At 74.5% G+C, this 22,219-nt stretch carries 21 protein-coding genes; 14 read left to right on the top strand and 7 right to left on the bottom strand.

Annotation, left to right across the window (positions count from 1 at the left end):
- Window positions 1–11 precede the first annotated feature (11 nt).
- Entirely contained in the window at window positions 12–446 is a 435-nt protein-coding gene (locus ACIBK1_RS13105; protein WP_030507236.1) for a hypothetical protein, read from the bottom strand.
- A 171-nt stretch (window positions 447–617) separates the two neighbouring features.
- The gene (locus ACIBK1_RS13100) at window positions 618–1,658 is read right to left on the bottom strand and encodes an aminoglycoside phosphotransferase family protein (RefSeq protein ID WP_081903444.1); all 1,041 of its coding nucleotides are present in this window, start codon (window positions 1,656–1,658) and stop codon (window positions 618–620) included.
- 118 nt (window positions 1,659–1,776) lie between these two features.
- Here ACIBK1_RS13100 and ACIBK1_RS13095 point away from each other — a divergent pair, with 118 nt between their 5' ends.
- Complete coding sequence (locus ACIBK1_RS13095; protein ID WP_396734629.1) at window positions 1,777–2,931, top strand: RtcB family protein; 1,155 nt, start codon at window positions 1,777–1,779, stop codon at window positions 2,929–2,931.
- On the opposite strand, the gene ACIBK1_RS13090 is transcribed toward ACIBK1_RS13095, so the two are convergent.
- Both ACIBK1_RS13090 and ACIBK1_RS13085 read right to left on the bottom strand, forming a co-directional pair.
- Window positions 2,919–4,202, bottom strand: coding sequence for a cytochrome P450 (locus ACIBK1_RS13090; protein ID WP_030507239.1), 1,284 nt, complete (start codon window positions 4,200–4,202; stop codon window positions 2,919–2,921). The two genes, ACIBK1_RS13095 and ACIBK1_RS13090, sit on opposite strands and share 13 nt — an antisense overlap.
- 79 nt (window positions 4,203–4,281) lie before the next feature.
- A complete protein-coding gene (locus ACIBK1_RS13085; RefSeq protein ID WP_030507240.1) occupies window positions 4,282–5,436 on the bottom strand; it encodes a cellulose binding domain-containing protein in 1,155 nt (384 codons plus the stop codon).
- A gap of 149 nt (window positions 5,437–5,585) precedes the next feature.
- On the opposite strand from ACIBK1_RS13085, the gene ACIBK1_RS13080 reads away from it, so the two are divergent.
- Window positions 5,586–6,605, top strand: coding sequence for an NAD-dependent epimerase/dehydratase family protein (locus ACIBK1_RS13080; RefSeq protein WP_030507241.1), 1,020 nt, complete (start codon window positions 5,586–5,588; stop codon window positions 6,603–6,605).
- Window position 6,606: 1 nt separating this feature from the next.
- Here ACIBK1_RS13080 and ACIBK1_RS13075 read toward each other — a convergent pair whose 3' ends face one another.
- Window positions 6,607–7,902: a hypothetical protein gene (locus ACIBK1_RS13075; protein ID WP_051761535.1), complete on the bottom strand. Its 1,296-nt coding sequence runs from the start codon at window positions 7,900–7,902 to the stop codon at window positions 6,607–6,609.
- Window positions 7,903–8,158: 256 nt separating this feature from the next.
- Here ACIBK1_RS13075 and ACIBK1_RS13070 point away from each other — a divergent pair, with 256 nt between their 5' ends.
- The 4 genes from ACIBK1_RS13070 to ACIBK1_RS13055 all read left to right on the top strand — a co-directional run bounded on the left by ACIBK1_RS13070 (window position 8,159) and on the right by ACIBK1_RS13055 (window position 11,783).
- Window positions 8,159–8,803, top strand: coding sequence for a glycosyltransferase family 2 protein (locus ACIBK1_RS13070; protein ID WP_030507243.1), 645 nt, complete (start codon window positions 8,159–8,161; stop codon window positions 8,801–8,803).
- Entirely contained in the window at window positions 8,800–9,462 is a 663-nt protein-coding gene (locus ACIBK1_RS13065; RefSeq protein WP_030507244.1) for a TIGR04282 family arsenosugar biosynthesis glycosyltransferase, read from the top strand. The genes ACIBK1_RS13070 and ACIBK1_RS13065 overlap by 4 nt, the downstream gene beginning before the upstream one ends.
- Window positions 9,459–10,070, top strand: a complete 612-nt coding sequence (locus ACIBK1_RS13060) for a methyltransferase domain-containing protein (RefSeq protein WP_030507245.1) — start codon at window positions 9,459–9,461, stop codon at window positions 10,068–10,070. Before ACIBK1_RS13065 ends, ACIBK1_RS13060 begins: the two co-directional genes overlap by 4 nt.
- Window positions 10,071–10,199: 129 nt before the next feature.
- Window positions 10,200–11,783 carry a DUF2079 domain-containing protein gene (locus ACIBK1_RS13055; protein WP_396734622.1) on the top strand — a complete coding sequence of 528 codons (1,584 nt, stop codon included), beginning with the start codon at window positions 10,200–10,202 and terminating at the stop codon, window positions 11,781–11,783.
- 9 nt (window positions 11,784–11,792) lie between these two features.
- Here ACIBK1_RS13055 and ACIBK1_RS13050 read toward each other — a convergent pair whose 3' ends face one another.
- On the bottom strand, window positions 11,793–12,572 hold the full coding sequence (locus ACIBK1_RS13050) for an AraC family transcriptional regulator (RefSeq protein ID WP_396734619.1): 780 nt from the start codon (window positions 12,570–12,572) through the stop codon (window positions 11,793–11,795).
- A 75-nt stretch (window positions 12,573–12,647) separates the two neighbouring features.
- On the opposite strand from ACIBK1_RS13050, the gene ACIBK1_RS13045 reads away from it, so the two are divergent.
- Window positions 12,648–13,805 (top strand): MFS transporter, encoded by a 1,158-nt coding sequence (locus ACIBK1_RS13045; protein WP_396734616.1) that lies wholly within the window; start codon window positions 12,648–12,650, stop codon window positions 13,803–13,805.
- Window positions 13,806–13,839: 34 nt separating this feature from the next.
- On the opposite strand, the gene ACIBK1_RS13040 is transcribed toward ACIBK1_RS13045, so the two are convergent.
- Window positions 13,840–14,811 (bottom strand): UbiA family prenyltransferase, encoded by a 972-nt coding sequence (locus tag ACIBK1_RS13040; protein WP_396734613.1) that lies wholly within the window; start codon window positions 14,809–14,811, stop codon window positions 13,840–13,842.
- A 119-nt stretch (window positions 14,812–14,930) separates the two neighbouring features.
- Here ACIBK1_RS13040 and ACIBK1_RS13035 point away from each other — a divergent pair, with 119 nt between their 5' ends.
- The 7 genes from ACIBK1_RS13035 to ACIBK1_RS13005 all read left to right on the top strand — a co-directional run bounded on the left by ACIBK1_RS13035 (window position 14,931) and on the right by ACIBK1_RS13005 (window position 22,153).
- Window positions 14,931–15,998 carry a type III polyketide synthase gene (locus ACIBK1_RS13035; RefSeq protein WP_030507250.1) on the top strand — a complete coding sequence of 356 codons (1,068 nt, stop codon included), beginning with the start codon at window positions 14,931–14,933 and terminating at the stop codon, window positions 15,996–15,998.
- A gap of 9 nt (window positions 15,999–16,007) precedes the next feature.
- Entirely contained in the window at window positions 16,008–16,577 is a 570-nt protein-coding gene (locus tag ACIBK1_RS13030; RefSeq protein ID WP_396734610.1) for an isoprenylcysteine carboxyl methyltransferase family protein, read from the top strand.
- The gene (locus tag ACIBK1_RS13025) at window positions 16,574–17,770 is read left to right on the top strand and encodes an NAD(P)/FAD-dependent oxidoreductase (protein WP_396734607.1); all 1,197 of its coding nucleotides are present in this window, start codon (window positions 16,574–16,576) and stop codon (window positions 17,768–17,770) included. The genes ACIBK1_RS13030 and ACIBK1_RS13025 overlap by 4 nt, the downstream gene beginning before the upstream one ends.
- Before the next feature lie 276 nt (window positions 17,771–18,046).
- A complete protein-coding gene (locus ACIBK1_RS13020; protein ID WP_051761537.1) occupies window positions 18,047–18,760 on the top strand; it encodes a sensor histidine kinase in 714 nt (237 codons plus the stop codon).
- Window positions 18,761–19,185: 425 nt separating this feature from the next.
- Window positions 19,186–21,813, top strand: coding sequence for a class III lanthionine synthetase LanKC (gene lanKC, locus ACIBK1_RS13015; RefSeq protein WP_396734604.1), 2,628 nt, complete (start codon window positions 19,186–19,188; stop codon window positions 21,811–21,813).
- A gap of 7 nt (window positions 21,814–21,820) precedes the next feature.
- A complete protein-coding gene (locus ACIBK1_RS13010) occupies window positions 21,821–21,952 on the top strand; it encodes a SapB/AmfS family lanthipeptide (protein ID WP_142618893.1) in 132 nt (43 codons plus the stop codon).
- A 69-nt stretch (window positions 21,953–22,021) separates the two neighbouring features.
- On the top strand, window positions 22,022–22,153 hold the full coding sequence (locus ACIBK1_RS13005) for a SapB/AmfS family lanthipeptide (protein WP_156080858.1): 132 nt from the start codon (window positions 22,022–22,024) through the stop codon (window positions 22,151–22,153).
- Window positions 22,154–22,219: the final 66 nt, after the last annotated feature.

Genomic DNA, 22,219 nt, shown 5'->3' with positions numbered 1-22,219 from the left:
GGAAGAAGCCGCTAAGCGGCCTGGAGGACGCAGCCCAGGGCGAGCAGCGACAGGACCTTCACGATCTCCAGCGCGACGTAGTAGAGGTGCGCCCTCGACCTGTGCCGCGCCGGGTCCTCACCGGACAGGACGCGGTCCGACCTGCGGTTGAGCGGCGGGCGTACGACCGCGACCTGGATCACCAGAACGACCGCGGCGACCGCCGTGAGCGCGACCGCGGCGGTGCCGGGCGATCCGGTGGCGACCGCCACGATCACGACGACCGCCAGCACGGCCTCGGCGGCGTTGAGCGCCCGGAAGACGAGCCGGCCGATGCCGAGCCCGATCGGGATCGTCACCCCCGGCGCACGGAACTTCAGCGGCGCCTCAAGGAAGGAGATCGCCAGCACCATCCCGAGCCAGACGAAGGTGGCCGCACCGCCCACAGCGGCCGAGGCGGAGTTCATTCCCGCTCTCCTCTCGCACGCGCGAAACCGGCGGAGCGGGGGCCGGGCTCCGGTGAGCCGCCTCACTTGTCATGACTTCCGCCGCCCTCGCCCAGGGTTCCACGCGTGCTCGCCGGTTCCCCATCCAGGGTCACGTGCCGGCGACGTCCGCTCACGGCACGGCCGCGGGGGTCACCTCCAGCCGGTCCGTCGCCGCAGCCAGGCCAGCGCCGCCCGGCCCTGCGCGAGCTGGAAGGCGCGGAGCGTGGGCAGGCCCGGCGGCGCGGGAAGGCTTCCCCGCTGCAGGAAGAAGCCGGTCACCGCGGCCAGGACCGCGGTGACCGCGTCGGGGTCCGCCTTCGCCGCGACGGGATGACGGTCGAAGACCTCGGCGGGCCGCGGCCCGCCCTGCATGACCACGCTCGGGAGCATCCCGAGCAGGTCGAACCACGGGGCCGCCAGGCACGCCCAGGGCCAGTCCACCACGTAGACGCGACCGTCCGCGGTGAGCAGCAGGTTGTCGGCCCGGAGGTCGGCGTGGGCCAGCGTGTCGCCCTCCACCGCCCGGTCCCAGGCCACCTCCAGCTCCGCCAGCCGGTCCAGGTGCCGCCGTGCCCACGCGGCATCGGGTCCGTCCCCGCCGAGGCCGCCCAAGCCGAGGCCGCGCGGGCCGGCGGCCAGGCGCCGCCATCCCTGGAATTCCTCCGCGAACCGCTCACCGGCCGGCGGCACCGCCACGGGTGCGGGGGTGAGCGACTCGGCCAGCTCGGCCATCGCGCCGAGCACGAGGTCGAGTTCCGCCGCCGTCCAGGGCTGGGCCGGCGTGCGGCCCTCGACGTCCTCGAACAGCAGGACCACCCAGCCGTCCTCGTCGAAGGACGCGAGCAGCCGGGGCGCGGGCGCCGTGGCCGGCAGCGCGGCGGCCACCTGGGCCTCGGCCCGGTGGATGCCGGGGCTGATCGGGTTCGGCTCGGGCCCGACCGCCTTGACGAAGGCCCTGCCCCCGCCCGCGAGCCGCAGGCGGGCCGCCACGCCCGGGGAGAATCCGCCGGGCTGGGTGACGGCCTCGGTCACGCGGTCCCCGAGGTGCCGCTCGACGGCCAGCCGCAGGTGCGCGGGCACCGCGGTCCACGGCAGTCGTACGCCGCCGGCGGGCGGGGGCGGGCCGTCGTCACCGAGGCGACGACGCTCCCCCTCGTCCGGACCACCGGGGTCCTGGGATTCGTCGCTCATCCCGGCATGATGGGCGACGGGCGGGTAGGGCGGCAAACGACTTTCCGCCGCGATATTCGGTTGGGATTCCAGCCTGGCGCCCGGCACAGTGGATCTCGACCAAGGAGGAGTTTCCACCATGCCGAAGCACATCGCCCCGAAGCTGCTGTCCTGGGCGAGCGAGATCGACGACGGGACGATCGACCAGGCCGCCCGGGCGGCGCGCCTGCCGTTCGTGCCAGGTCACGTCGCGCTCATGCCGGACGCGCACGTCGGCATCGGCGCGACGGTCGGCTCCGTCATCCCGACGGAGGGCGCGATCATCCCGTCCGCCGTCGGCGTGGACATCGGCTGCGGCATGGTCGCGACCGAGACCACGCTCACGGCCGCCGACCTGCCCGACTCGCTCGACCCGCTGATGCGGCTGGTGGAGCGGCGCATCCCGGCGGGCGTGGGCAAGGGGCACGACGACCGGGCGGTGGACCGCGCGCTCGGCGACCTGGGCCGGCCGCACACCGGCCTGACGCCCAAGCAGGAGAACACCGTCGCCTGCCAGTTCGGGACCCTCGGCTCGGGCAACCACTTCGTGGAAGTCTGCCTCGACGAGCGCGACCGGGTGTGGACCGTGCTGCACTCCGGCTCGCGCGGGATCGGCAACCAGCTCGCCACCGCGCACATCAACGGCGCGAAGCGGCTCATGCGGAGCCTGGGAATCGGGATGGAGGACTACGACCTCGCCTACTTCACCCAGGGCACCGCGGAGTTCACGGCGTACATCGAGGACATGCTGTGGGCGCAGCGCTACGCGATGGCCTCGCGGGCGCGGATGGACAAGGTGCTGGGCGACGCGCTGTTCCGCGTGGCCGGCGCCGGCGCCCGGGTCCGGACGATCAACTGCCACCACAACTTCACGCAGTTGGAGACCCATCAGGGCAAGGAGCTGTGGATCACCCGCAAGGGCGCGATCAAGGCGGACACCGGGGACGAGGGCGTGATCCCCGGCTCGATGGGCACCCGCTCCTACATCGTGCGCGGGCGGGGCAACCCGCTGTCGTACAACTCCTGCTCGCACGGCGCGGGGCGCAGGATGTCGAGGAGCCGGGCGAAGCGCGAGCTGTCGTCGGCCTCGCTCAGGGAGGCGATGCGCGGCCGGACCTGGAACTCCGACCGGGCCGCCGCCCTGGTCGACGAGCACCCCGAGGCGTACAAGCCGATCGACCAGGTGATGGCGGACCAGAAGGACCTCGTGGAGGTCCGGCACACGCTGCGCCAGGTCTTCAACTACAAGGGGTGAACCGCCGGGCGCGGTCGTTTCGCCCCCGCCGTCTCGGGGGGCGCGGCCGCCCCGGCCGGCAGCAGGACGAAGCCGCTCGCCACCCGGGCCGGAATCCGGTAGGGCGAGATGGTGAGGTCCTGCTCCGGCACGGTGTAGTCCAGCCGGGCCAGCCGCGGCGCGAGGGCCTCCAGCAGGCCCACGGCGACCGGCTCGCCCGGGCACCGGTGACCGGTCGCCGGGTCGCCCCCGCCCTGCGGGATCAGGTCGTACGGGCCGATCTCGCGTCCGATGAAGCGGCGCGGGTCGAACGCGCAGGGGTTCGGCCAGAGCGCCGGGTCGTGGTTCTGGCCCCAGACGTCGAGCAGCACGAGCCAGTCGGCCAGGATCTGCTCGCCCTTCCAGGTGAGGTCCTTGACGGCCTTGCCCGCCACGAACGGCGCGAAGGGGTAGAAGCGCCGCACCTCATGCGCGAACGCCTCCGCGTACGCGCCGTCGGCGTCCTCGGCCAGGCGGACGCGGGTGACCGGCCAGCAGTGCTGCGCGTGCGCGGCGAACGTGACGAACCAACTCACGGCGACGGTGGGACGCACGAGGTTGAGCAGTTCGACCGCGGCGATCCGGGGGGCGAGCAGTTCCCCGTCGGGCTCCCGGTGGCGGGCGGCCACGGCGAGCGCCGAGGAGTCCGGCGCCCGCAGGGCCCCGCGCCGCACGTCCTCGACCAGTCCCGCCAGCCACGCCTCGCGGCGCCTGCGGGCGGCGCGGGCCCGCCAGTGCCGCGGGCCCGGCGACCCGAAGCCGTCGACCATCGCGACGAGGTCGGCGGCGAGGGGCCCGGTCTCCTCCTCGGTGAGCGGGATGCCCGCCCACCGGCACGCCCCCCGGGTGATGACTCGGGCGGCCTCGTCGAAGAGCACGACGTGGCCTTTGTCCGGCCACGTCGCCACCGCCGCGTCCCAGGCCGCGGTGGTCTCACCGACCAGGGCGGCGACGCTTTCCGGCGTCATCAGGGACATGAACATGCCCTTGCGCGCCCGGTGCGCGGCCTGGTCGAGCGTGTGCACCGCGCCGTGGCCGAACAGCGTGCTCTTGATCGGCTCGGGCAGCGCGGGAGCCCGCTGGACGTGGTCGTCGTCGTAGAAGAAGCGGACGGCGTCCGGCCCGCGCAGCACGACGGCGCGCTGGCCCATCAGCCGGGTGTGGACCATCTCCCCCTGGGTCTCCCGCCAGCGGGCCGGCAGCCAGGCGTAGCCCTCGAGCAGCAGGAGCAGCGTGGTGTCGAGCAGCGGCATATGTCCTGACTGCCCGCGTCCGTCCGCCGGAAACGGCGGACGGACGCCCGTCCGGCCGGGGCCGGACGGGCGGCGGAGGTCAGCCCCTGATGCAGGTGCCGCCGTTCAGCGTGAAGCCGGTGGGATCGGGATTGGCGCCCGTGAGCGTGCCGTTGAAGCCGATCTGCACCGACGCGCCGCCCTGGATCACCGAGTTCCACGGCATGGCCGCGGCGGTGACGTCCTTGCCGGACTGCGACCAGGTGGCCGACCAGCCGCTGGCGACCTTCTGTCCCGCGTCGGGGAGGACGAGGCGCAGCGTCCAGTTGTTCATCGGTGTCTGACCCAAATTGATGATCTTCACGTTGGCGGAGAAGCCGCCGCTCCACGACCACGCGGTGTACTCGATCTTGCAGCTGACCGGGGGCGGCGTGTAGGTGGGGTAGCCGCCCGACGCCGTGGCCGTCACCAGGTCGGACGGCAGGCTGAGGTTGCCCGCGGCGTCCTGCGCCACCATGAAGTAGACGTACGACTGGCCGGTGACGAGGTTGCCCTCGGTGAAGTACGTGCTGATGGGGGTGCCCACCGGGATCCAGGCCGTGTCGGTGCGCCGGTAGACGTCGTAGCCCGTCACCCCGACGTCGTCGGTCGACGGGGTCCAGCAGAACGACGTCCCCTTGAAGTCGGGCAGGCAGTTGGCCTGCATCCCGGTCGGCCTGGTCGGCGGCGTCGTGTCGCCCGTGCCGGGGCTCGGCGACACGGACATGCCGGTGACCGCCGAGGTGCTGAACGGCGCGGTGGGCCTGCTGGTGTTGCCCGCGGCGTCCTTGGCCACGATGTAGAACGTGTAGGTCCGGCCGATGGTCAGGCCGGAGACGACGGTCACCGTGCTCGTGGGGGCGGTCGCCCTGACGAAGCCGTCCGCGGTGAGGCGGTAGACCTCGTAGCCGGTGACGCCGACGTCGTCTGCGGACGCCGTCCAGCACAGGCCGACCACACCCTGGGGCGTGCCTCCCGTGGGCAGCGGCGGCGGGCAGGCCCGCACCTCACCGGGCGTCGTGGGCGGCGTGGTGTCCGTCCCCGCCGGGCCGCTCGCCGTCGGCTGCGGCGTGGGTTCGCCCGAGGCCGCGGAAGCGGCGTACGCCGTCGACACACTCGTCGCGAGGACGGGCGGCGCGGCGATGTTGGCCGCCAGCAGCGCGGCGGCCACGGCGCCCGCCGCGGTCCACGCGGCCGGCCACGACAGTCTGGACACGAGCCACCTCTCCGGGACGATCCGCCGACGACATCGCCCGGATCATCGATCGCCGGGGCGGGCCCGTCAAAGCCCGCTCGCATCCGTGCCGGTCGACCCGTAAGGAACTTGAAACTTTCAGCGTGGCGGGCCGTCGCTAGCGTGGCGGGATGAAGATCGTGGTCACCGGCGCGGCCGGTTTCATCGGGAGCGGCGTCGCCTCCCTGCTGCGCGACGCCGGGCACGAGGTGCGGGGCTTCGACCTGCGCGGCAGCGTGGACGTCACGCAGGGTGACGTGCGGGACGAGGACGCCGTCGGCCGCGCGCTCGACGGCGCCGACGCCGTCGTGCACCAGGCGGCCAAGGTCGGCCTCGGCGTCGACGTGTCCGACCTGCCGGAGTACGTGTCGGTCAACGCGCTCGGGACCGCGGTGCTGCTCGCCGCGATGGCGCGGCACGGGGTCTCCCGGCTGGTCCTGGCGTCGTCCATGGTGATCTACGGCGAGGGCGTCTACGACTGCGCGGAACACGGCCGCCGGCGCCCCGGCCCCAGGGCCGAGGAGGACCTGGCCGCCGGGCGGTTCGAGCCGGTGTGCCCGCGCTGCGGGCGCCCGTTGACGCCGGGGACCGTGGACGAGGACGTCCCGCCCGATCCGCGCAACGCGTACGCCACGAGCAAGCTCGCCCAGGAGCACCTGGCCGCCAACTGGGCCCGCGAGACCGGCGGCGTTGCGGTCGCCCTGAGGTATCACAACGTGTACGGGCCGGGGATGCCGCGCGACACCCCCTACTCGGGGGTGGCCGCGATCTTCCGGTCCGCGCTGGAGGCCGGGCGGGCGCCGCTGGTGTTCGAGGACGGCGGCCAGCGCAGGGACTTCGTCCACGTCGGCGACGTCGCGGCGGCCAACCTCGCGGCGCTGGACGCGCTGGAGTCCGCCCCGCCCGGCCGGCTCCGCGCGTACAACGTGGCCAGCGGCGAGCCCCACACGATCGGCGACCTGGCGGACGCGCTCAGCGCGGCGCGGGGCGGACCGGCCCCCGAGGTCACCGGCCGCTACCGGCTGGGCGACGTCCGGCACATCGTGGCCTCCCCGGACCGCGCAGCGGCCGACCTGGGTTTCCGGGCGCGGATCCGCTTCGCCGACGGCATGCGGGAGTTCGCCCACGCCCCGCTGGCGACGGCCGGCTGAATCACCAGGGAGATCTCACGAACCCCTGCAGCAGCAGGCCGAGCACCGCCTGCGCGGCGAGCAGGCGGCGGTCTCCCTCACGCCCGGCTCCCTTACCCCCGGCTCCCACACGCCCGGCCGCCGCCACCACCCACAGGGCGAACGGCAGCCAGATCCGCTCCACCTCGCCCCTGGTGACGCCGCTGACGTCGAGGGCGAGCACCGCGACCAACGCCGCCAGCGGCAGGATCCGGTCGCGGGCCCGTCCCGGCGCCACGAGCCCGGCGGCGGCGGCCGGGCCCGTCACCAGGGCGAGCACGGCCAGGTTGGCGACCAGGAAGTACAGGTACGGCCGGGCCGCGCCGGGGTCGGCCGCCCACTCGGCGTGGGTGGCGAGCACACCGGCCGGCCACCAGAACCCCCCGGCGGCGAACAGGGCGCTCACCGCGGCCATCCCGGTCAGGCAGGCGACCACGGTCGCCCGCGGCACTCCCACGGCGACCGCCGCGACGAGCGGGACGAGCAGGTAGGGCACCAGGCCGTAGCTGAGGTAGGGCAGCGCGCCCAGGGCCAGTCCCGCGCCGAGGCCGAGCGTCACCCGGCCCGCCCGGCTCCGCGCCCCGAGCACCAGCAGCGCCGTCCCCCACGCCCCCACGCCCGCGAAGAACGCGTCCATGGTCGTAGCGATCCACACCGCCGCCGGGCACAGGGCGAGGTAGGGCAGCACGCGCCGGGCCGCGTCCTCCCCCGCGACGCGCCACACGGTCAGGCCGATCGCGGCCGTGGCCGAGCACCCCGTCACGACCACGAGGACGGCGGCCCAGAACGGCCCGGGCAGCCCGGCGGCCGCCAGCGCCCACAGCACCAGCACCGGCAGCGGCGGATGGCCGCGTACGTGCGTGGGATAGGCCGGCAGGTCCCGGGTGAACCCGGCGAGCCAGCCGAGGGGGTCGTCCCCCACGGCCCCGAGCCCGGCCAGGTATTCCTGCGGGTGGGTGAACGGCCACGCCAGCCCCTCCCCCGACACCGCCAGCAGGACCGTCCACGCGAGCGACGCGGCGAAGGCCGCCGCCAGCGCCGCGCGCATCGGCAGATGCGCCGTCAGCCGGGGCAGCACGGGGACCGCGACCGCGGCGAAGGCCACGGCCGGAAGCAGCGCGGGCGTGGGCAGGCGCGCCAGCGCGTGCAGCGGCGGGAGGTGGTCGATGCGCAGCACCCCGTGGGCGTGCAGCAGGCCGCCCACCGCGAACGCGCCCGCCACCAGGACGGCCCATCCGGCCAGCGCCCGCTGCCGTGCCGTGAGTGCCCGTCGTCGCACCGCAGGCGCCCCCCGCTCTGCCGCTGACGCTCCCTGCCGTTCCGCTGGCGCTCCCTGACTTGCCGCAGGTGCTCCCTGCCGTGCCGCAGGCGCTCCCTGACTTGCCGCCGACGCTCCCTGCTCTGCCGCCGACGCCCCCTGCCGTGCTCTCACGACCGCCACCGTAGGCGGGCCGGGGAAGCCGTCCACGCCCTCCGGGCGCCCCGTAGTCACTTCGTAAGAACTCGGCGGCCCCCGCGGCTCTAGCTTCTGCGACATGCAGATCGATGTGGTGCTTCCCTGCCTCGACGAGGCGGCGGCGCTGCCCTGGGTGCTCGGCCGCATGCCGGACGGCTGCCGCGCCATCGTGGTGGACAACGGATCCACCGACGGGTCGGCCGAGGTCGCCGCCCGGCACGGCGCGCTCGTGGTGAGCGAGCCCAGGCCGGGCTTCGGCGCCGCGTGCCACGCGGGCCTGGAGGCCGCGACCGCCCCCGTCGTGTGTTTCATGGACGCCGACGCCTCCCTGGACCCGCGGCAGATCCCGTACGTCGCGGAGGGGGTGGTGAGCGGCGCCGCCGACCTGGTGCTGGGCCGGCGTAGGCCCGTCACCGCGTCGGCGTGGCCCGCGCACGCCCGGCTGGGCAACCGGGTGCTCGCCTGGCGGCTGCGCCGCCGCACCGGCGCGCCGCTGCACGACCTCGGCCCGATGCGCGCGGCCCGCCGTACGGCGCTGCTGGCCCTGGGCCTGCGGGACCGGCGGTTCGGCTACCCGCTGGAGATGGTGCTGCGGGCGAGCGAGGCGGGCTGGCGCATCGGCGAGGTCGACGTCGACTACCTGCCTCGGGTGGGCCACTCGAAGGTGACGGGGACCGTCCGCGGCACCGTGCGTACGGTGCGCGACATGTGGCGGGCGGCGTGACGCCGGCCACGAGCGGGACCGCGGCGCAGCTCGTCGTCATCGCCAAGGCGCCCGTGCCGGGGACCGTGAAGACCCGGCTCACGCCGGCCTTCACCGCGCGGGAGGCCGCCGCGCTCGCGGAGTCGGCGCTGCGCGACACGCTGTCGGCCGTCGCCGCCGCCCCGGCCGCGCGGCGGGTGCTGGCCCTGCTCGGCGAGCCGGGGCCCTGGCTGCCCGCGGGGTACGACGTGGTCGCCCAGCGGGGAGACGACCTGGCCGCACGGCTGGCCGCCGCCTTCGCCGACGCGTGGACGGCCCTTCCGGTCCCGGTCGTGCTGATCGGCATGGACACCCCTCAGGTCACCCCCGCACTGCTGGCCGAGGCGGGACGGCTGCTGGACGGGCACGAGGTCGTGGTCGGCCCGGCCGCCGACGGCGGGTTCTGGCTGCTCGGGCAGCGCACGCCCGACCCCGCCCTGCTGGCCGGGCTGCCGATGTCCCGGCCCGACACGGGGGCGCTGCTGATGGAGCGGATCCGTGCCGCGGGCGTGCGGGCCGCCCTGCTGCCCGAGCTGACCGACGTGGACACCGCCGCGGACGCGCGCGCGGTGGCCGCGCGGATCCCCTCCTCGCGGTTCGCGGCGACGCTGGCGGCCCTCGGCGCGGACATCCCGGCGTGATCGGCCCCCTCTACGCCGAGTCGCTGGACGGCGCGCGGGTCGAGGTCGAGTCGGCCGACGGCGGCACGTGGCCACTGGAGGCGTGGCGCTGGCTCCACGACGCCGAGGGGGACGAGGCCATGCTGGCCCGCTGCGCCGACCCCACACTCGACGTGGGCTCGGGACCGGGGCGGCTGACCGTGGCGCTGACCAGGCGCGGGGTGCGGGCGCTCGGCATCGACGTCACCCCCCGGGCCGTCCGCCTCACCCGCCTGGCCGGGGGGCGCGCCCTCTGCCGTGACGTGTTCGGCCACGTGCCCGGCGCCGGCCGCTGGGGCACGGTGCTGCTCGCCGACGGCAACATCGGCATCGGCGGCGACCCCGACGCCCTGCTGCGCCGGGTCCGCGAGCTGCTGCGTCCCGGAGGCGAGGTCGTCGCCGAGCTGGATCCGCCCGGCGCCGCGACCCGTGCGGAACGGGTGCGGCTGCGCAGGGAGGGCAGGGTCACCGGCTGGTTCGCCTGGGCGCGGGTCAGCGTGTCCGACATCGGGCCGCTCGCCGCGCGCACCGGCTTCCGCCCTGCGGAGGTGTGGACCGAGGCCGGCCGCTGGTTCTCGGTCCTGAGCTGAACCCAGGGCAAGGCTCGCCGTGCCGGCCGTCCCGGCACGGCACGTCCGCCGGTCACGCGCCGGTTCCCGGCCGCGCCGCACCTGCACGGATAGGCTGCCGCAGGGAGCAGGCGGAAGCGAACGGGACGGATGGCGGGGATCGCGCGCGCGGCCGCACGGACGGTCGCACGACGGTGGCGGGCGCGGCGCGGCGACCCCGTCGGCGGGAACGGCCTCGCCGCGAACCTCGTCACACCGAACCTCGTCACCGGGAGGCTGCCCCGCAGGGACCTCGTCCGCGTCTCGGCCCTCACCGTCGTGGCGGCGGCGCTCTACGCGTTCTACTCGTGCGTGACGCTGGCGCGGTTCCGGGCGGGCGCGTACGACCTGGTGATCTTCGACCAGGCGATCCGGTCGTACGCGCGTCTCCAGGCACCGGTCTCGATGCTGAAGGGCGTGCACAACGGCTTCGGGCCGGGGTTCTGCGTGCTCGGCGACCACTGGTCTCCGGCGCTCGCGCTGCTGGCGCCGCTCTACTGGATCCACGACGGGCCGGCGACCCTGCTCGTCGCGCAGGCCGTGCTGCTTGCGCTGTCGATCCCGCTGGTGTGGGCGTACGCCTTCCGCGCCTCCTCGGCGGTCACGGTTTCGGCGGACATGGTTTCGGCGGGCACGGCGGGGCGGCGCGTCGCCTATCCGGTCGCGGTCGCCTACGCCCTGTCGTGGCCGATCACCGAGGCCGTGGCCTTCGACTTCCACGAGGTGGCGTTCGCGCCGCTGCTCACGGCGGCCATGCTGGAGCGTCACCAGGCCGGGCGCAGGGGGGCCGCGGTCCTCGCGGGGCTGGCACTCCTGCTGGTGAAGGAGGACATGGGCCTGCTGCTCGCGGGGTTCGGGCTGTTCCTCCTGTCCCGCCCCCGCGACCGGTGGCTGGGCGCGCTGCTCGTCGCCGTCGGCCTCGCCGCGACGCTGGTGGCGACGCGGGTCCTCATCCCGCACTTCGGCGGCAGGGCCGGCTACTACTGGGCGTACTGGACGCTGGGCCCGGATCTGCGCCGTGCCGCGGTGCACGCGGTCACGCGGCCCGGCGACGTCGTCGCGCTGCTCGCCGATCCGCCGCTGAAGCTGCGCACGCTCGTGCTGACGCTCGCTCCCGTGCTGTTCACCGCCGTGCTGTCCCCGCTGGGCCTGGCCCTGCTGCCGCCGCTGCTGGAACGGCTGCTCGCCAGCACCTACCCCAACTGGTGGACGCCGCGATACCACTACACGGCCTTCGTCGTCGCGATCGTCTTCGCCGCCGGGATCGACGGGGCGCTGCGGGTGGCCGCCCGTTTCCCGGAACGGGCCGGAAGGCTCGTGCGGGCATGGGCGCTGCTCGTGCTCGCCACCTCGGTCGCGCTCGTGCCGTTCTTCTCGTTCGGCGCGCTGTTCACCCCCTCCTTCTACGCCGAGACCGCCCGGACCCGCGCGGCCGGACGCGCCGTCGCGGCCGTGCCCGACGGCGTGCTGGTCGAGGCGGCCGGGTCCCTCGCCCCGGCCCTGTCGCCGCGTACGCGGACCCTGCTGTGGGACCGCACGCCGCGCGGGGCGCCGTGGGTCGCCGCCGACGTGGGGGCCAGGACGTTCCCCTTCGGCTCGCTCCGCGCGCAGGTCGCACGGGTCGAGGCCCTGCGGGCGCGGGGCTACCGGGTGGTGTTCCGGGAGGCCGGCTACGTGGTGCTCACCCGGCCGTAGCCGGCCGCCTCACCCGCGCACGTACGCGTGCGGGGTCGTGCCGAAGGCGTGCTTGAACGACTGGATGAACGCGCTGGGGCCGCTGTAGCCGCAGGCGGCGGCCGTCGAGGTCACCGACCGGCCGCCGGCCAGCAGGATCAGCGCGCGGTGCAGCCGCAGCTGGGTGCGCCACTGCGGGAAGCTCATGCCGGTCTCCGCGCGGAACAGCCTGCTGAGCGTGCGCTCGGAGGCGCCCACCACCGCGCCCAGCTCGGCGAGCGTCCGGCCGTCCGCCGGATCCGCCTCGAGGATCGCGGCCACGTCGCGCAGCCGGGGGTCGGACGGCGTCGGCAGGCACAGCGGCAGCGCCTCGACCTTGCGGAGCTGGTCGAGCAGCACGCGTTCCAGGTTGGCCCGCTGGCTCGCGGTCGGCTCGTCGTCGCCGGTCAGGGCGACCACCACCTCCCGTAGCAGCGGCGTGATCGCCAGGACCGTGGGCCGGTCCAGCCGCAGCGGGTTGACCCACGGGTCGAAGACCAGCGCCCGCATCTCGGTCGGCCCGTACGCCTCGTGCGCGTGCGCGACCCCTGCCGGTATCCACACGCCCCGGTGCGGCGGCACCACCCAGTCGCCGATCGGGGTCGAGATCCGCAGCACCCCGCGGTGCGGGTGGATGAGCTGGTGCGAGGCGTGGTCGTGCCAGTCGATGCGCTCGCGGTGGGCCAGCGGCACGCGGGACGCGCCGCCGCCGGCGGGTTGGCGCGCGGGTTGGCGGGCGGGTTGGCAGGCGGGTTGGCGGGGCGCCGACATGACTCGGCAGAGTATCGCTAGTTCGCCGACGGGGTCGTCCGTGATGCTCGACGGAGCCTCTCAAGGAGACGATCAGTGACACAGACATCCGTTCAGGCTTCGGCGGCGCGCGCGACGTCCGCGTGGCGGCGCATGTGGCTGTGGGCGGCCGCGCACGCCGTCGACGACCTCTACCAGGGACTGGTGCCGGCCTGCGTGCCCTATTTCGTGCTCGACCGGCACTACGGCTACGTGGCGGCCTCCGGGCTGACGCTGGCCGCGGCCCTGGGCAGTTCGATTCCGCAGCCGTTCATCGGCCTGGCGGTCGACCGTTTCCGCCTGGGCTGGATGGCCGCCGCCGGTGTCGCGCTGGCCGGGCTCGGCCTCGGCCTGTCCGGGCTGGTGGAGCCGTACCCCGCGGTCTGGGCCCTCGTCCTGCTGTCCGGGCTCGGCGTGGCCATGTTCCATCCGGCGGCGGGCAAGGGGGCCAGGGAGACGGCGGGAGACAGCGCCACGGCCATGAGCGTCTTCGCGGCGGGCGGGAGCGTCGGCTTCTTCCTCGCGCCGGTGCTGGCCACGCCCGCCCTCATCGCGATGGGCGTCGGCGCCACGGTCCTGTTCATCCCGCCGGCCCTGCTCGTCGCGTTCGCGCTGCTCAGGAACCGGCCCTCGGCCCGGGCCGCCGTGGCGGGCACGCGCGCGGGCACCGACAGGTGGGCGCCGTTCATGGTCCTCACCGGCATCGAGGTCGTCAGGTCGGTGACGTTCTTCGGCGTGCTCACCTTCATCGAGCTGTTCTGGATCAGGCATCTGGAGGCCGGGCGCGGCCTCGCGGGCGCGGCCCTGGCCTGCTTCCTGGTCGGCGGGGTCGCGGGCACCCTGATCGGGGGGCGCCTCGCCGACCGGATCGGACTCGTGCGGACCGTGCAGATCGGCGGTCTGCTCGCCATACCCGCGCTCGCCGGGCTGCGCCTGCTCCCGGGGCCCTCCCTGCCGCTGCTGTTCGCCGTGCTCGCGGGCATCGCGATCAACATCCCGTTCGCCGTGCTGGTGAAGCTGGGCCAGGACTACCTGCCGAACCGGCCGGGCACCGCGGCCGGCGTCACGCTCGGGCTCGCCGTGAGCGTCGGCGGGCTCGCCGCGCCGGTGTTCGGCGTCACGGCGGAGGCGTACGGCCCGCAGGGCGTCTTCACTGTCCTCTGCGTGGTGCCGATCGCGGCCGTGGCGCTGGGACTGTTCCTCCCCCGCAGGTGATCCCGCAGATGATCCCTGCGGGCGCCCGCAGGCCTCAGCCTCCGGTGACGACGCCCGGCGTGGCGGCCAGCAGCAGGACGTCGATCCCTGCGGCGCCGATCGCGGCGGCGAAGGGCGCCACGGGCACGCGCCGGGCGAGCAGCAGACCGGCCGCGGCGCACGCGGCCACTCCGGCGAGCGCGAGCCATCGGACCGGACCCGCCGGTCCCGGAGGCGCGACCACCAGCAGCGCCGACGCGGCCAGCAACGGCAGCGGCAGGAGAACCCGCACCCGGGCGGGGCCGAGACGCTGCGGCCAGCCCCGCACTCCCGTCGCGACGTCGGTCTCGATGTCGGGCAGCACGTTCGCGAGGTGCGCCGCGCAGCCGAGCAGCGCCGCGGCGAGCACGGCCCACCAGGCCGGCGGTGAGACCGGGAGGTCGTGGCGCGGCGTTCCGGCCGCCACGAACACCGGCACCGCGCCGAACCCGGCCGCGTACGGCGCCCACGAGGCCGCCGTGCCCTTGAGCCACAGGTTGTAGACCCAGGCCGCGGCGACGGCGACCAGGTGCGTCGCCCCCGCCACCAGGCCGCAGGCCAGCGAGAGCGGCACGCAGGCCGCCAGCGCGGCGAACGCCGCGACGCGCACCGTACGCGCGGACACCAGGCCCGCCACGATCGGCTTGGACGTCCGGCCGGCCGCGGCGTCCCTGGCGGCGTCCACGGCGTCGTTGCACCAGCCCACGGACAGCTGGCCGGTCAGCACGGCGAGAGCCGTCAGCGCCGTCCCCGCCGGGCCCCACCCGGCGACCGCCACGAGCACCGTGACCAGGGTCGTCACCGCCACCGCCGGGCCCGGGTGACATGCCCGGGCCAGCCCGGCCGCCGTACGCGCCACCCCGGCCGCCGCCTCGCCCGCGATGCCCGCCGGGGCGGAGCCCGCGTGACGCACGCCCCGAACCGGCACGGCGGCACCCGCGCCGCCGTCGGCCGCCGCGTCGTCGGGCAGTTCCCGTGAACCGGTCACGATTGCGAGCGTAACCGGGCATCTCTGAAACAGATCACGATCCACCCCTGAAGGCATGCAGCGGCCCGTTAACGGGCAGGAGGGATTTATCAGGGTTTTCGCCTGCACAAGGATGTGAGATGACGCGGATCGCGGCCGTCCATGGTGTCGTTCCCCCGCATCGCCACTCGCAGGCGGAGATCGCGGACGCGCTGGCGCGGGTCTGCCTCCCGCCGGGCGCCGATCGCCGGCTTCTCGACCGGCTGCACGCCGGCGCCCGGGTTGAGCACCGCAACCTGGTGCTGCCGCTCGACCAGTACGGCAAACTCGACGGCTTCGGCGCGGCCAACGACCTGTTCATCGAGGCCGCGCTCGACCTGGGCGCGCAGGCCGTCACGGGGGCTTTGGACGCGGCCGGCCTCACCCCTGCGGACGTCGACATGATCATGTGCACCTCGGTGACCGGGGTCGCCGCGCCGTCGCTTGACGCGCGATTAGCCAACCGGATCGGGTTCCGCCCGGACGTGAAGCGGGTGCCGGTGTTCGGCCTCGGGTGCGTGGCGGGAGCGGCGGGGATCGCCCGGCTGCACGACTACCTGCGCGGCTGGCCCGGCCACGTCGCGGTGCTGCTCTCGGTCGAGCTGTGCTCCCTCACGTTGCAGCGCGACGACACCTCCACGGCCAACCTCGTGGCGGGCGCCCTGTTCGGGGACGGCGCCGCCGCCGTGGTCGCGTACGGGGACGAACGGGAGCCGCCACGGGCGGACGCGGCGGGGCCCGCGGTGGTGGGGACGCGCAGCCGCCTGTACCCCGGATCCGAACGCGTGATGGGCTGGGACGTCCGCGACAGCGGCTTCCGGATCGTGCTGGACGCCGGGGTGCCCGAGATGGTCCGCGCCTATCTGGGCGACGACGTGCAGGGGTTCCTCGGCGACCACGGCCTGGCCGCGGACGACGTCACCGCCTGGGTCTGCCACTCCGGCGGCCCCAAGGTCCTGGAGGCCGTCGCGGAGACGCTCGCGCTCCCGGACGGCGCGCTCGACCTCACCTGGCGTTCCCTCGCCGCCAACGGAAACCTGTCGTCGGCCTCCGTGCTGCACGTGCTGCGCGACACCCTCGCCCTGCGGCCCCCGCCGCCGGGCACGCCGGGCCTGCTGCTGGCGATGGGCCCGGGGTTCTGCTCCGAACTCGTCCTGCTGCGCTGGTAGGGAGGAGCCGTGTCGCCCGTGTCGCCCTGGTATGTGCTGCTCATCGCGCTCGTCGCGGCGGAGCGCCTCGCCGAACTGGTCGTCGCGCGCCGCAACGCCCGCTGGAGCCTCGGCCGGGGCGGCGTGATGTACGGCAAGGGCCACTATCCCTGGATGGTCGCCCTGCACACCGGCCTGCTGGCCGGATGCCTGCTGGAAGTGTGGCTGGCGGACCGGCCGTTCGTCCCCGGCCTGGGCTGGCCGATGCTCGGGCTGGTCCTGGCCGCGCAGGGACTGCGGTGGTGGTGCGTCATCACGCTCGGCCCTCAGTGGAACACCCAGGTCATCGTCGTGCCCGGTCTCCCGCTCGTGCGGCGCGGGCCGTACCGGTTCGGGTGGCTGCGCCACCCCAACTACGTCGCGGTGGCGGTGGAGGGCGCGGCGCTGCCGCTCGTGCACTCCGCCTGGCTGACCGCGCTGGTCTTCACCCTGCTCAACGTGCCGCTCATGGCCGTACGCCTGCGCTGTGAGAACGCCGCCCTCGCCACCGCGGCCACCGGCTCGGCCGCGCCCGGCGCCGGGGCGGAGACCGCGGCGTGATCGACCTGCTGGTCGCCGGCGGCGGGCCCGCCGGGCTGGCCACGGCCATCAACGCGGCGCTGGCCGGAATGGAGACGGTCGTCGTCGAGCCGCGGACCGGCCCGGTCGACAAGGCGTGCGGGGAGGGCCTGATGCCCACCGGCGCCGCCGCGCTGGCGGATCTCGGGGTGGCGGTGCCGGACGGCAGGCCGTTCCGCGGCATCCGCTATGTCGACGGGCCGCACCGGGTGCAGGCGGAGTTCCGGGACGGTCCCGGGCTGGGCCTGCGCCGCACGGCCCTGCACACCGCGCTCGCCCTCCGCGCCAGGGACCTCGGCGTCCGCGTGGTGCCCGGCCGGGTGGACGCGGTGCACGCCACCGGTGAGGGCGTGCGCGCCCGCGTGACGGGCGGCCCGGAGCTGTGCGACCCGAAGCTGTGCGACCCGGAACTGAGTGACCCGGAACTGAGTGACCCAGAACTGCGCGGGCCGGGGGCGCGCGGCCGGGAAGGGCGTGGCCCTGAAGGGCGTAGCCGGGAAGGGCGTGGCCCGGAGTCCCGGGGCCTGGAACGGTATGGCCGCGAACTGGGCGCGCGGTGGCTGGTCGCGGCCGACGGGCTCCACTCGCCGATCAGGGCGCGGCTCGGGCTCGACCTGCCTTCCTGCGGCCCCCGCAGGTACGGCCAGCGCCGCCACTACCGGGTCGAGCCGTGGACGGACTTCGTGGAGGTGCACTGGGCGGCCGGCGGCGAGGCGTACGTCACGCCGGTGGGCGACGACCTGATCGGCGTGGCCGTGCTGAGCAGCGAGCGGCGGACCTACGACGAGCACCTGGCGCGGTTCCCCGACCTGCTCGCCCGGCTGGACGGCCCTCCCGCCACCCCCGTGCGCGGGGCCGGGCCGCTGCGCCAGCGGGTGCGGCGGCGGGTGGCCGGACGGGTGCTGCTCGTCGGCGACGCCGCCGGCTACGTCGACGCGCTCACCGGCGAGGGGATCTCGCTCGCGCTGCTGTCGGCCCGCGCCCTGGTCGCGTGCCTGCGGGCGGGCCGCCCCGAGGAGTACGAGACCGCCTGGCGGCGCCTGTCGTGGCGGTCCCGCCTGCTGACGGCCGCGCTGGTGGGGGCCAGGCGGCATCCTCCCGCCGCCCGGATGATCGTGCCCGCCGCGAGGCGCCTGCCCGCGGTGTTCGGGGCGGCGGTGCGGTCGCTCGCCTGAGCGCGGCACCTCCTGCGACCCCGTGACTTCCGCGATCCCGCGCCTTCCATGCGAAACCGGTACAGCACCCCTGAATTGTTACAGCCGGATTCACAATTCATGAATGCCCGTTTTTAGGACGCCCCGGAGACTCCTATACGCGGCAGTAATAGAACCTACTTCGAGAATGACAAAGTAGCCATATTTCGTGACCGGTATGCAAAGATCTGGTGTGTGTACCGAATGGCGAGGCCGATGTTACGGCAAGGATGACTGGAGGGTCGTCACTTGCCCCACGTGCCGCACATCGTCCTGCTCACCCTGCTAGCCCTGCTCGGTACGCTCCCGATCGCCGCGCTGGCCGTCCTCGCGACGCGCCTGCGCCGGCTGCGCGCCATGCAGGCCGAGGCCGCGCGGCAGGCGGCGGCCGAAGCGCGCGAGCAGTTCGGCCGCGATGTGCACGACCTCGTGAGCAGCCGCCTGTGGCTGGCCACCCTGCGCAGCGAGCTCGCCTACCGGCTCGCGGACGACGACAGCCCCCTGCGACCGGCCCTGGCCGACGTGGTGCAGTCGATCCGCCAGGCGTCCGCCGACATCCGCAACGTGACCCGCTCCTTCCGTGACGTCTCGCTCACCTCGGAACTGGCCAACGCGCGCGCCGTGCTCCGGGCGTACGGCACCGACTGCAAGGTCGATGTCACCGAGGCGGAGCCGGGCGACGAGGTGAGCGCCGTGTTCGCGATCATGGTGCGGGAGGCGGTGACCAACGTCCTGCGGCACAGCAGGGCGACCCTGTGCACGATCGAGATCGTCGTGCGGGGCGGCATGGCGACGCTCACCGTCGCCAACGACGGCGTCGACCCCTCCACACCGCCCGGCGACGGCAGCGGACTGGACAACCTCCGCACCAGGGCGGCGGCGCTCGACGGCGTCGTGGGAACGGTCCTCGACCCGGACGGCTGGTTCCGCCTCATCGCCGAGATCCCCCGCAGGAGCGGGGACCGCCGCTAGACGCCGGCCGCGTTCACCGGCCGCGCTCACCGGCCCTGCTCACCGGCTGGGCGGCCCGGCTCCCGGGATGCCATCCACGGGTCTCACCCAGCGGCCTCACATAGCGGGCCTCATACCTCTGTGCGCGCCCGCAGGCCACGCGCAGGCGCGTCGGGCACTGCCCGGCCCCCGGCCCCCTCACCCGTACGCGGCCCGCCGCGCGCCCCCGGCCGGCCCGCCGCGGCGGCGTCGCGCGTTTGACCAGCCCCTTGACCGAATAGTCCGTTCGTCCTCCCGACGACCGCCATGAAAAGCATCATCGCCGACCCATGACTGCGTCACGGTTCGTTACGTGCAGATTTCACATAGCGCAGTTGACGGGCGTAACTTGGCCCTTCTCTTTATTTCCGGAATTCTTTGATGTGACCGGCCTGAGGGGACATCTGGTGATTAGTAAGTACGAGATTTACTGCCTCGCAGATCCCTTGTTCTACGACACGCTCGACACCAAGCGCGCGGAGCACCCCGACTTCGCCATCGCCGCCCGGCCCACTCCCGACGGGTGGGCGCACGCCGAGAGCGAGACCTGGCTGCACTACGCGCCGGCCGGCGCGGCCCTGCCCACGCAGGGCTGGAAGATCCACATCTCCTCCTCCGTGCCGGAGGCGGAGCGGGTGATCGCGGCGGCCTGGGACTACTGCGTGCCCCGCGGGCTGGCCTTCAAGTTCCTGCGCGGCCGGCGCGTGATGACGATGCAGAACTCCAAGTACGCCTTCCGCGGGTCGAGCGGCAAGCTGGTCACCATCTATCCCGTCGACGAGGCCCAGCTTGAGCTGACGCTCAAGGAGCTCGCCGAGATCCTCGACGGCGTCGAGGGCCCGTACATCCTCAGCGACCTGCGTTACGGCGAAGGACCCCTGTTCGTCCGCTACGGCGGGTTCGCCGAGCGCCACTGCCTCGACGACAACGGGGAGCGGGTGCTGGCGATCGAGAACGCCGCCGGCAAGCTCGTCCCCGACGTGCGCGGTCCCGCGTTCGCCCTGCCCTCCTGGGTGACCCTCCCGGCGTTCCTCGAACCCCACCTGGCCGCGCGCAACGCGGTGACGCTCGAAGGCGTGCCGTACGCGGTGGAGGGCGTCCTGCACTTCTCCAACGGCGGCGGCGTCTACCTGGGGCGCGACAGTCGCACCGGCGAGAAGGTGGTGCTCAAGGAGGCCCGCCCGCACGCCGGGCTCGACGTCGAGGGACGCGACGCCGTCACCCGCCTGCGCCACGAGGCCGCGATCATGGAGCGTCTTGCCGGTCTCGACGTCGTGCCGGCGCTGCGCGACTACTTCACGGTCGGCGAGCACCACTTCCTGGTGCAGGAGTACGTCGACGGCACCTCGCTCAGCCAGCTCATCGCCCAGAAGCACCCCCTCACTCGGGCCGACCGCACCCCCGAGCTGGACGCGGACTACGCCGAGTGGGCCATCGGGATGCTCGCCAAGGTGCGGGCCGCGGTCTCGGCGCTGCACGGGCGCGGCGTGGTGTTCGGCGACCTGCACCCCTTCAACATCCTGGTGGAAGGCGGCGTGGACGGCGACCGCGTGGTTCTGATCGACTTCGAGGTCTCCTCCCCGGTCGAGGAGCGCAGGCGGCCCACGCTCGCCAATCCCGGCTTCGTGCCGCCGCGCGAGCTGGCCGGCGTCGAGGCCGACGAGTACGCGCTGGCCTGCCTGCACCTGGGTGTGTTCGCCCCGATGACCACCATGCTGCTGCAGCTCAACCGGCCCAAGGCCGCCCAGCTCGGCCGGCTGATCGTCGAGACGTTCCCGGTGCCGCCGGCGCTGATCCAGGGAGCCGTACGGACGATCCTGGGGCAGGACCCGCCCGCGCCGGAGCCGAGCCGGCTCCCCCGGCCGGGCCGGCTCACCCAGGGCTGGCCCGCCCTCCGGGAGGCGCTGGCGAAGGCGATCCTCGCCTCGGCGACGCCGGACCGCGAGGACCGGCTGTTCCCCGGCGACATCGTCCAGTTCGAGCCCGGCGGCGGGGTGAACCTCGCCAACGGCGCGGCGGGCGTCCTGTACGCGCTGGCGGCGACCGGGGCGGGGCGCTTCCCCGAGCACGAGGAGTGGCTGATCAGGCAGGCCGCCAGACCCGGCATCGGGCCCGGTTTCTACAACGGGCTGCACGGGGTGGCGTACGCGCTGGAGGCGCTCGGCCGCCGCGAGGAGGCGCTCGACGTGGCGCGGCGCTGCGGCCGGGAGCTCCCGGAGGGGCTGGACCTGAGCCTCTACCGCGGCCTGCCCGGCATCGCCCTCGCCCTGATGCACCTGCACGACGTGACCGGCGAGCCGGAGTTCCGCGAGCGGGCCGCGCGTGTCGTGGCGCTGGTGGCCGACCGGCTCGGCGGCCCGGACGACGTGCCCGAGATCAGCGGCGGGAGGCATCCGCACGCGGGGCTGATGTACGGCTCCTCGGGACCCGCCCTGATGTTCCTGCACGCCTACGAGCGCACCGGCGACCCCGGCCTGCTCGACCTCGCGGCCATCGCGCTGTGGCAGGACCTGCGCCGGTGCGTCGGCCGCGAGGACGGCCAGCTCCAGGTGCAGCAGGGCTGGCGGACCAACCCCTACCTCGACGAGGGGTCGGCCGGCATCGGCCTGGTGCTGGACCGCTACCTGACCCACCGGCACGACGAGACCTTCGCCGAGTCGCTGGCCGCCATCCGGCCGGTCACGACGCTGCACTACTACGTCCAGTCGGGGCTGTTCGCGGGCCGGGCCGGCATGATCGCCTGCCTGTCGTCCGGCTCGCACCCCGACCCCGAGGCCGCCGCGGCGCAGATCGCCCGGCTGGCCTGGCACGAGCTTCCCCACCAGGGCGGGCTGGCCTTCCCCGGAGCCCAGTTGCTCCGGCTGTCCATGGATCTCGCCACAGGGAGCGCCGGCGTGCTGCTCGCGCTCGGCGCCGCGCTGCACGACGAGCCGGTCAGTCTCCCGTTCCTCGAGCCCCCCGGACGGTCCAAGGCGCAGGGGCCCCTGCGCACCGCCGCCGGGTCGAACGTCCCGACCAGCCCCGGAAGGAGGTGAACGCACAATGGCGCTCCTCGACCTGCAGACCCTCGAGGCCCCCGGCGGCCACAGCGGTGGCGGTGGCGGCGGCAGCAACCTGAGCCTGCTCGGGTGCACCCCGCACGAGAACAGCAGCCTCAGCATCATCTGCGGCTGAGACCCTCCCGTGAACATGATCTTCAGCCTCATCCCCGGCTGATGAAACCCATACAAGGAGATGATCCAGATGGCGCTTCTCGACCTCCAGAACCTCGAGGTTCCCGGCGGCCACACCGGCGGCGGTGGCGGCGGCAGCAACCTGAGCCTGCTGGCCTGCACCCCGCACGAGAACAGCAGCCTCAGCCTGATCTGCGGCTGATAGCACGCTGAGGGAGTCCTGGGCGGTCGTCGCGGCCGCCCAGGCTTCCGCGTTTCCGGCCCCGGC

The organism is Microbispora rosea (genome assembly GCF_044460045.1).
Classification (GTDB): domain Bacteria; phylum Actinomycetota; class Actinomycetes; order Streptosporangiales; family Streptosporangiaceae; genus Microbispora; species Microbispora rosea.
Note: the sequence above shows the minus strand (reverse complement) of the source record. Positions and strands in the feature narration are given on the sequence as shown.

Coding starts and splice junctions, on each gene's coding strand:
- ACIBK1_RS13105 (WP_030507236.1), bottom strand. CDS start 446: ATGAACTCCGCCTCGGCCGCTGTGGGCGGTGCGGCCACCTTCGTCTGG.
- ACIBK1_RS13100 (WP_081903444.1), bottom strand. CDS start 1,658: ATGAGCGACGAATCCCAGGACCCCGGTGGTCCGGACGAGGGGGAGCGT.
- ACIBK1_RS13095 (WP_396734629.1), top strand. CDS start 1,777: ATGCCGAAGCACATCGCCCCGAAGCTGCTGTCCTGGGCGAGCGAGATC.
- ACIBK1_RS13090 (WP_030507239.1), bottom strand. CDS start 4,202: ATGCCGCTGCTCGACACCACGCTGCTCCTGCTGCTCGAGGGCTACGCC.
- ACIBK1_RS13080 (WP_030507241.1), top strand. CDS start 5,586: ATGAAGATCGTGGTCACCGGCGCGGCCGGTTTCATCGGGAGCGGCGTC.
- ACIBK1_RS13070 (WP_030507243.1), top strand. CDS start 8,159: ATGCAGATCGATGTGGTGCTTCCCTGCCTCGACGAGGCGGCGGCGCTG.
- ACIBK1_RS13055 (WP_396734622.1), top strand. CDS start 10,200: ATGGCGGGGATCGCGCGCGCGGCCGCACGGACGGTCGCACGACGGTGG.
- ACIBK1_RS13050 (WP_396734619.1), bottom strand. CDS start 12,572: ATGTCGGCGCCCCGCCAACCCGCCTGCCAACCCGCCCGCCAACCCGCG.
- ACIBK1_RS13035 (WP_030507250.1), top strand. CDS start 14,931: ATGACGCGGATCGCGGCCGTCCATGGTGTCGTTCCCCCGCATCGCCAC.
- ACIBK1_RS13010 (WP_142618893.1), top strand. CDS start 21,821: ATGGCGCTCCTCGACCTGCAGACCCTCGAGGCCCCCGGCGGCCACAGC.
- ACIBK1_RS13005 (WP_156080858.1), top strand. CDS start 22,022: ATGGCGCTTCTCGACCTCCAGAACCTCGAGGTTCCCGGCGGCCACACC.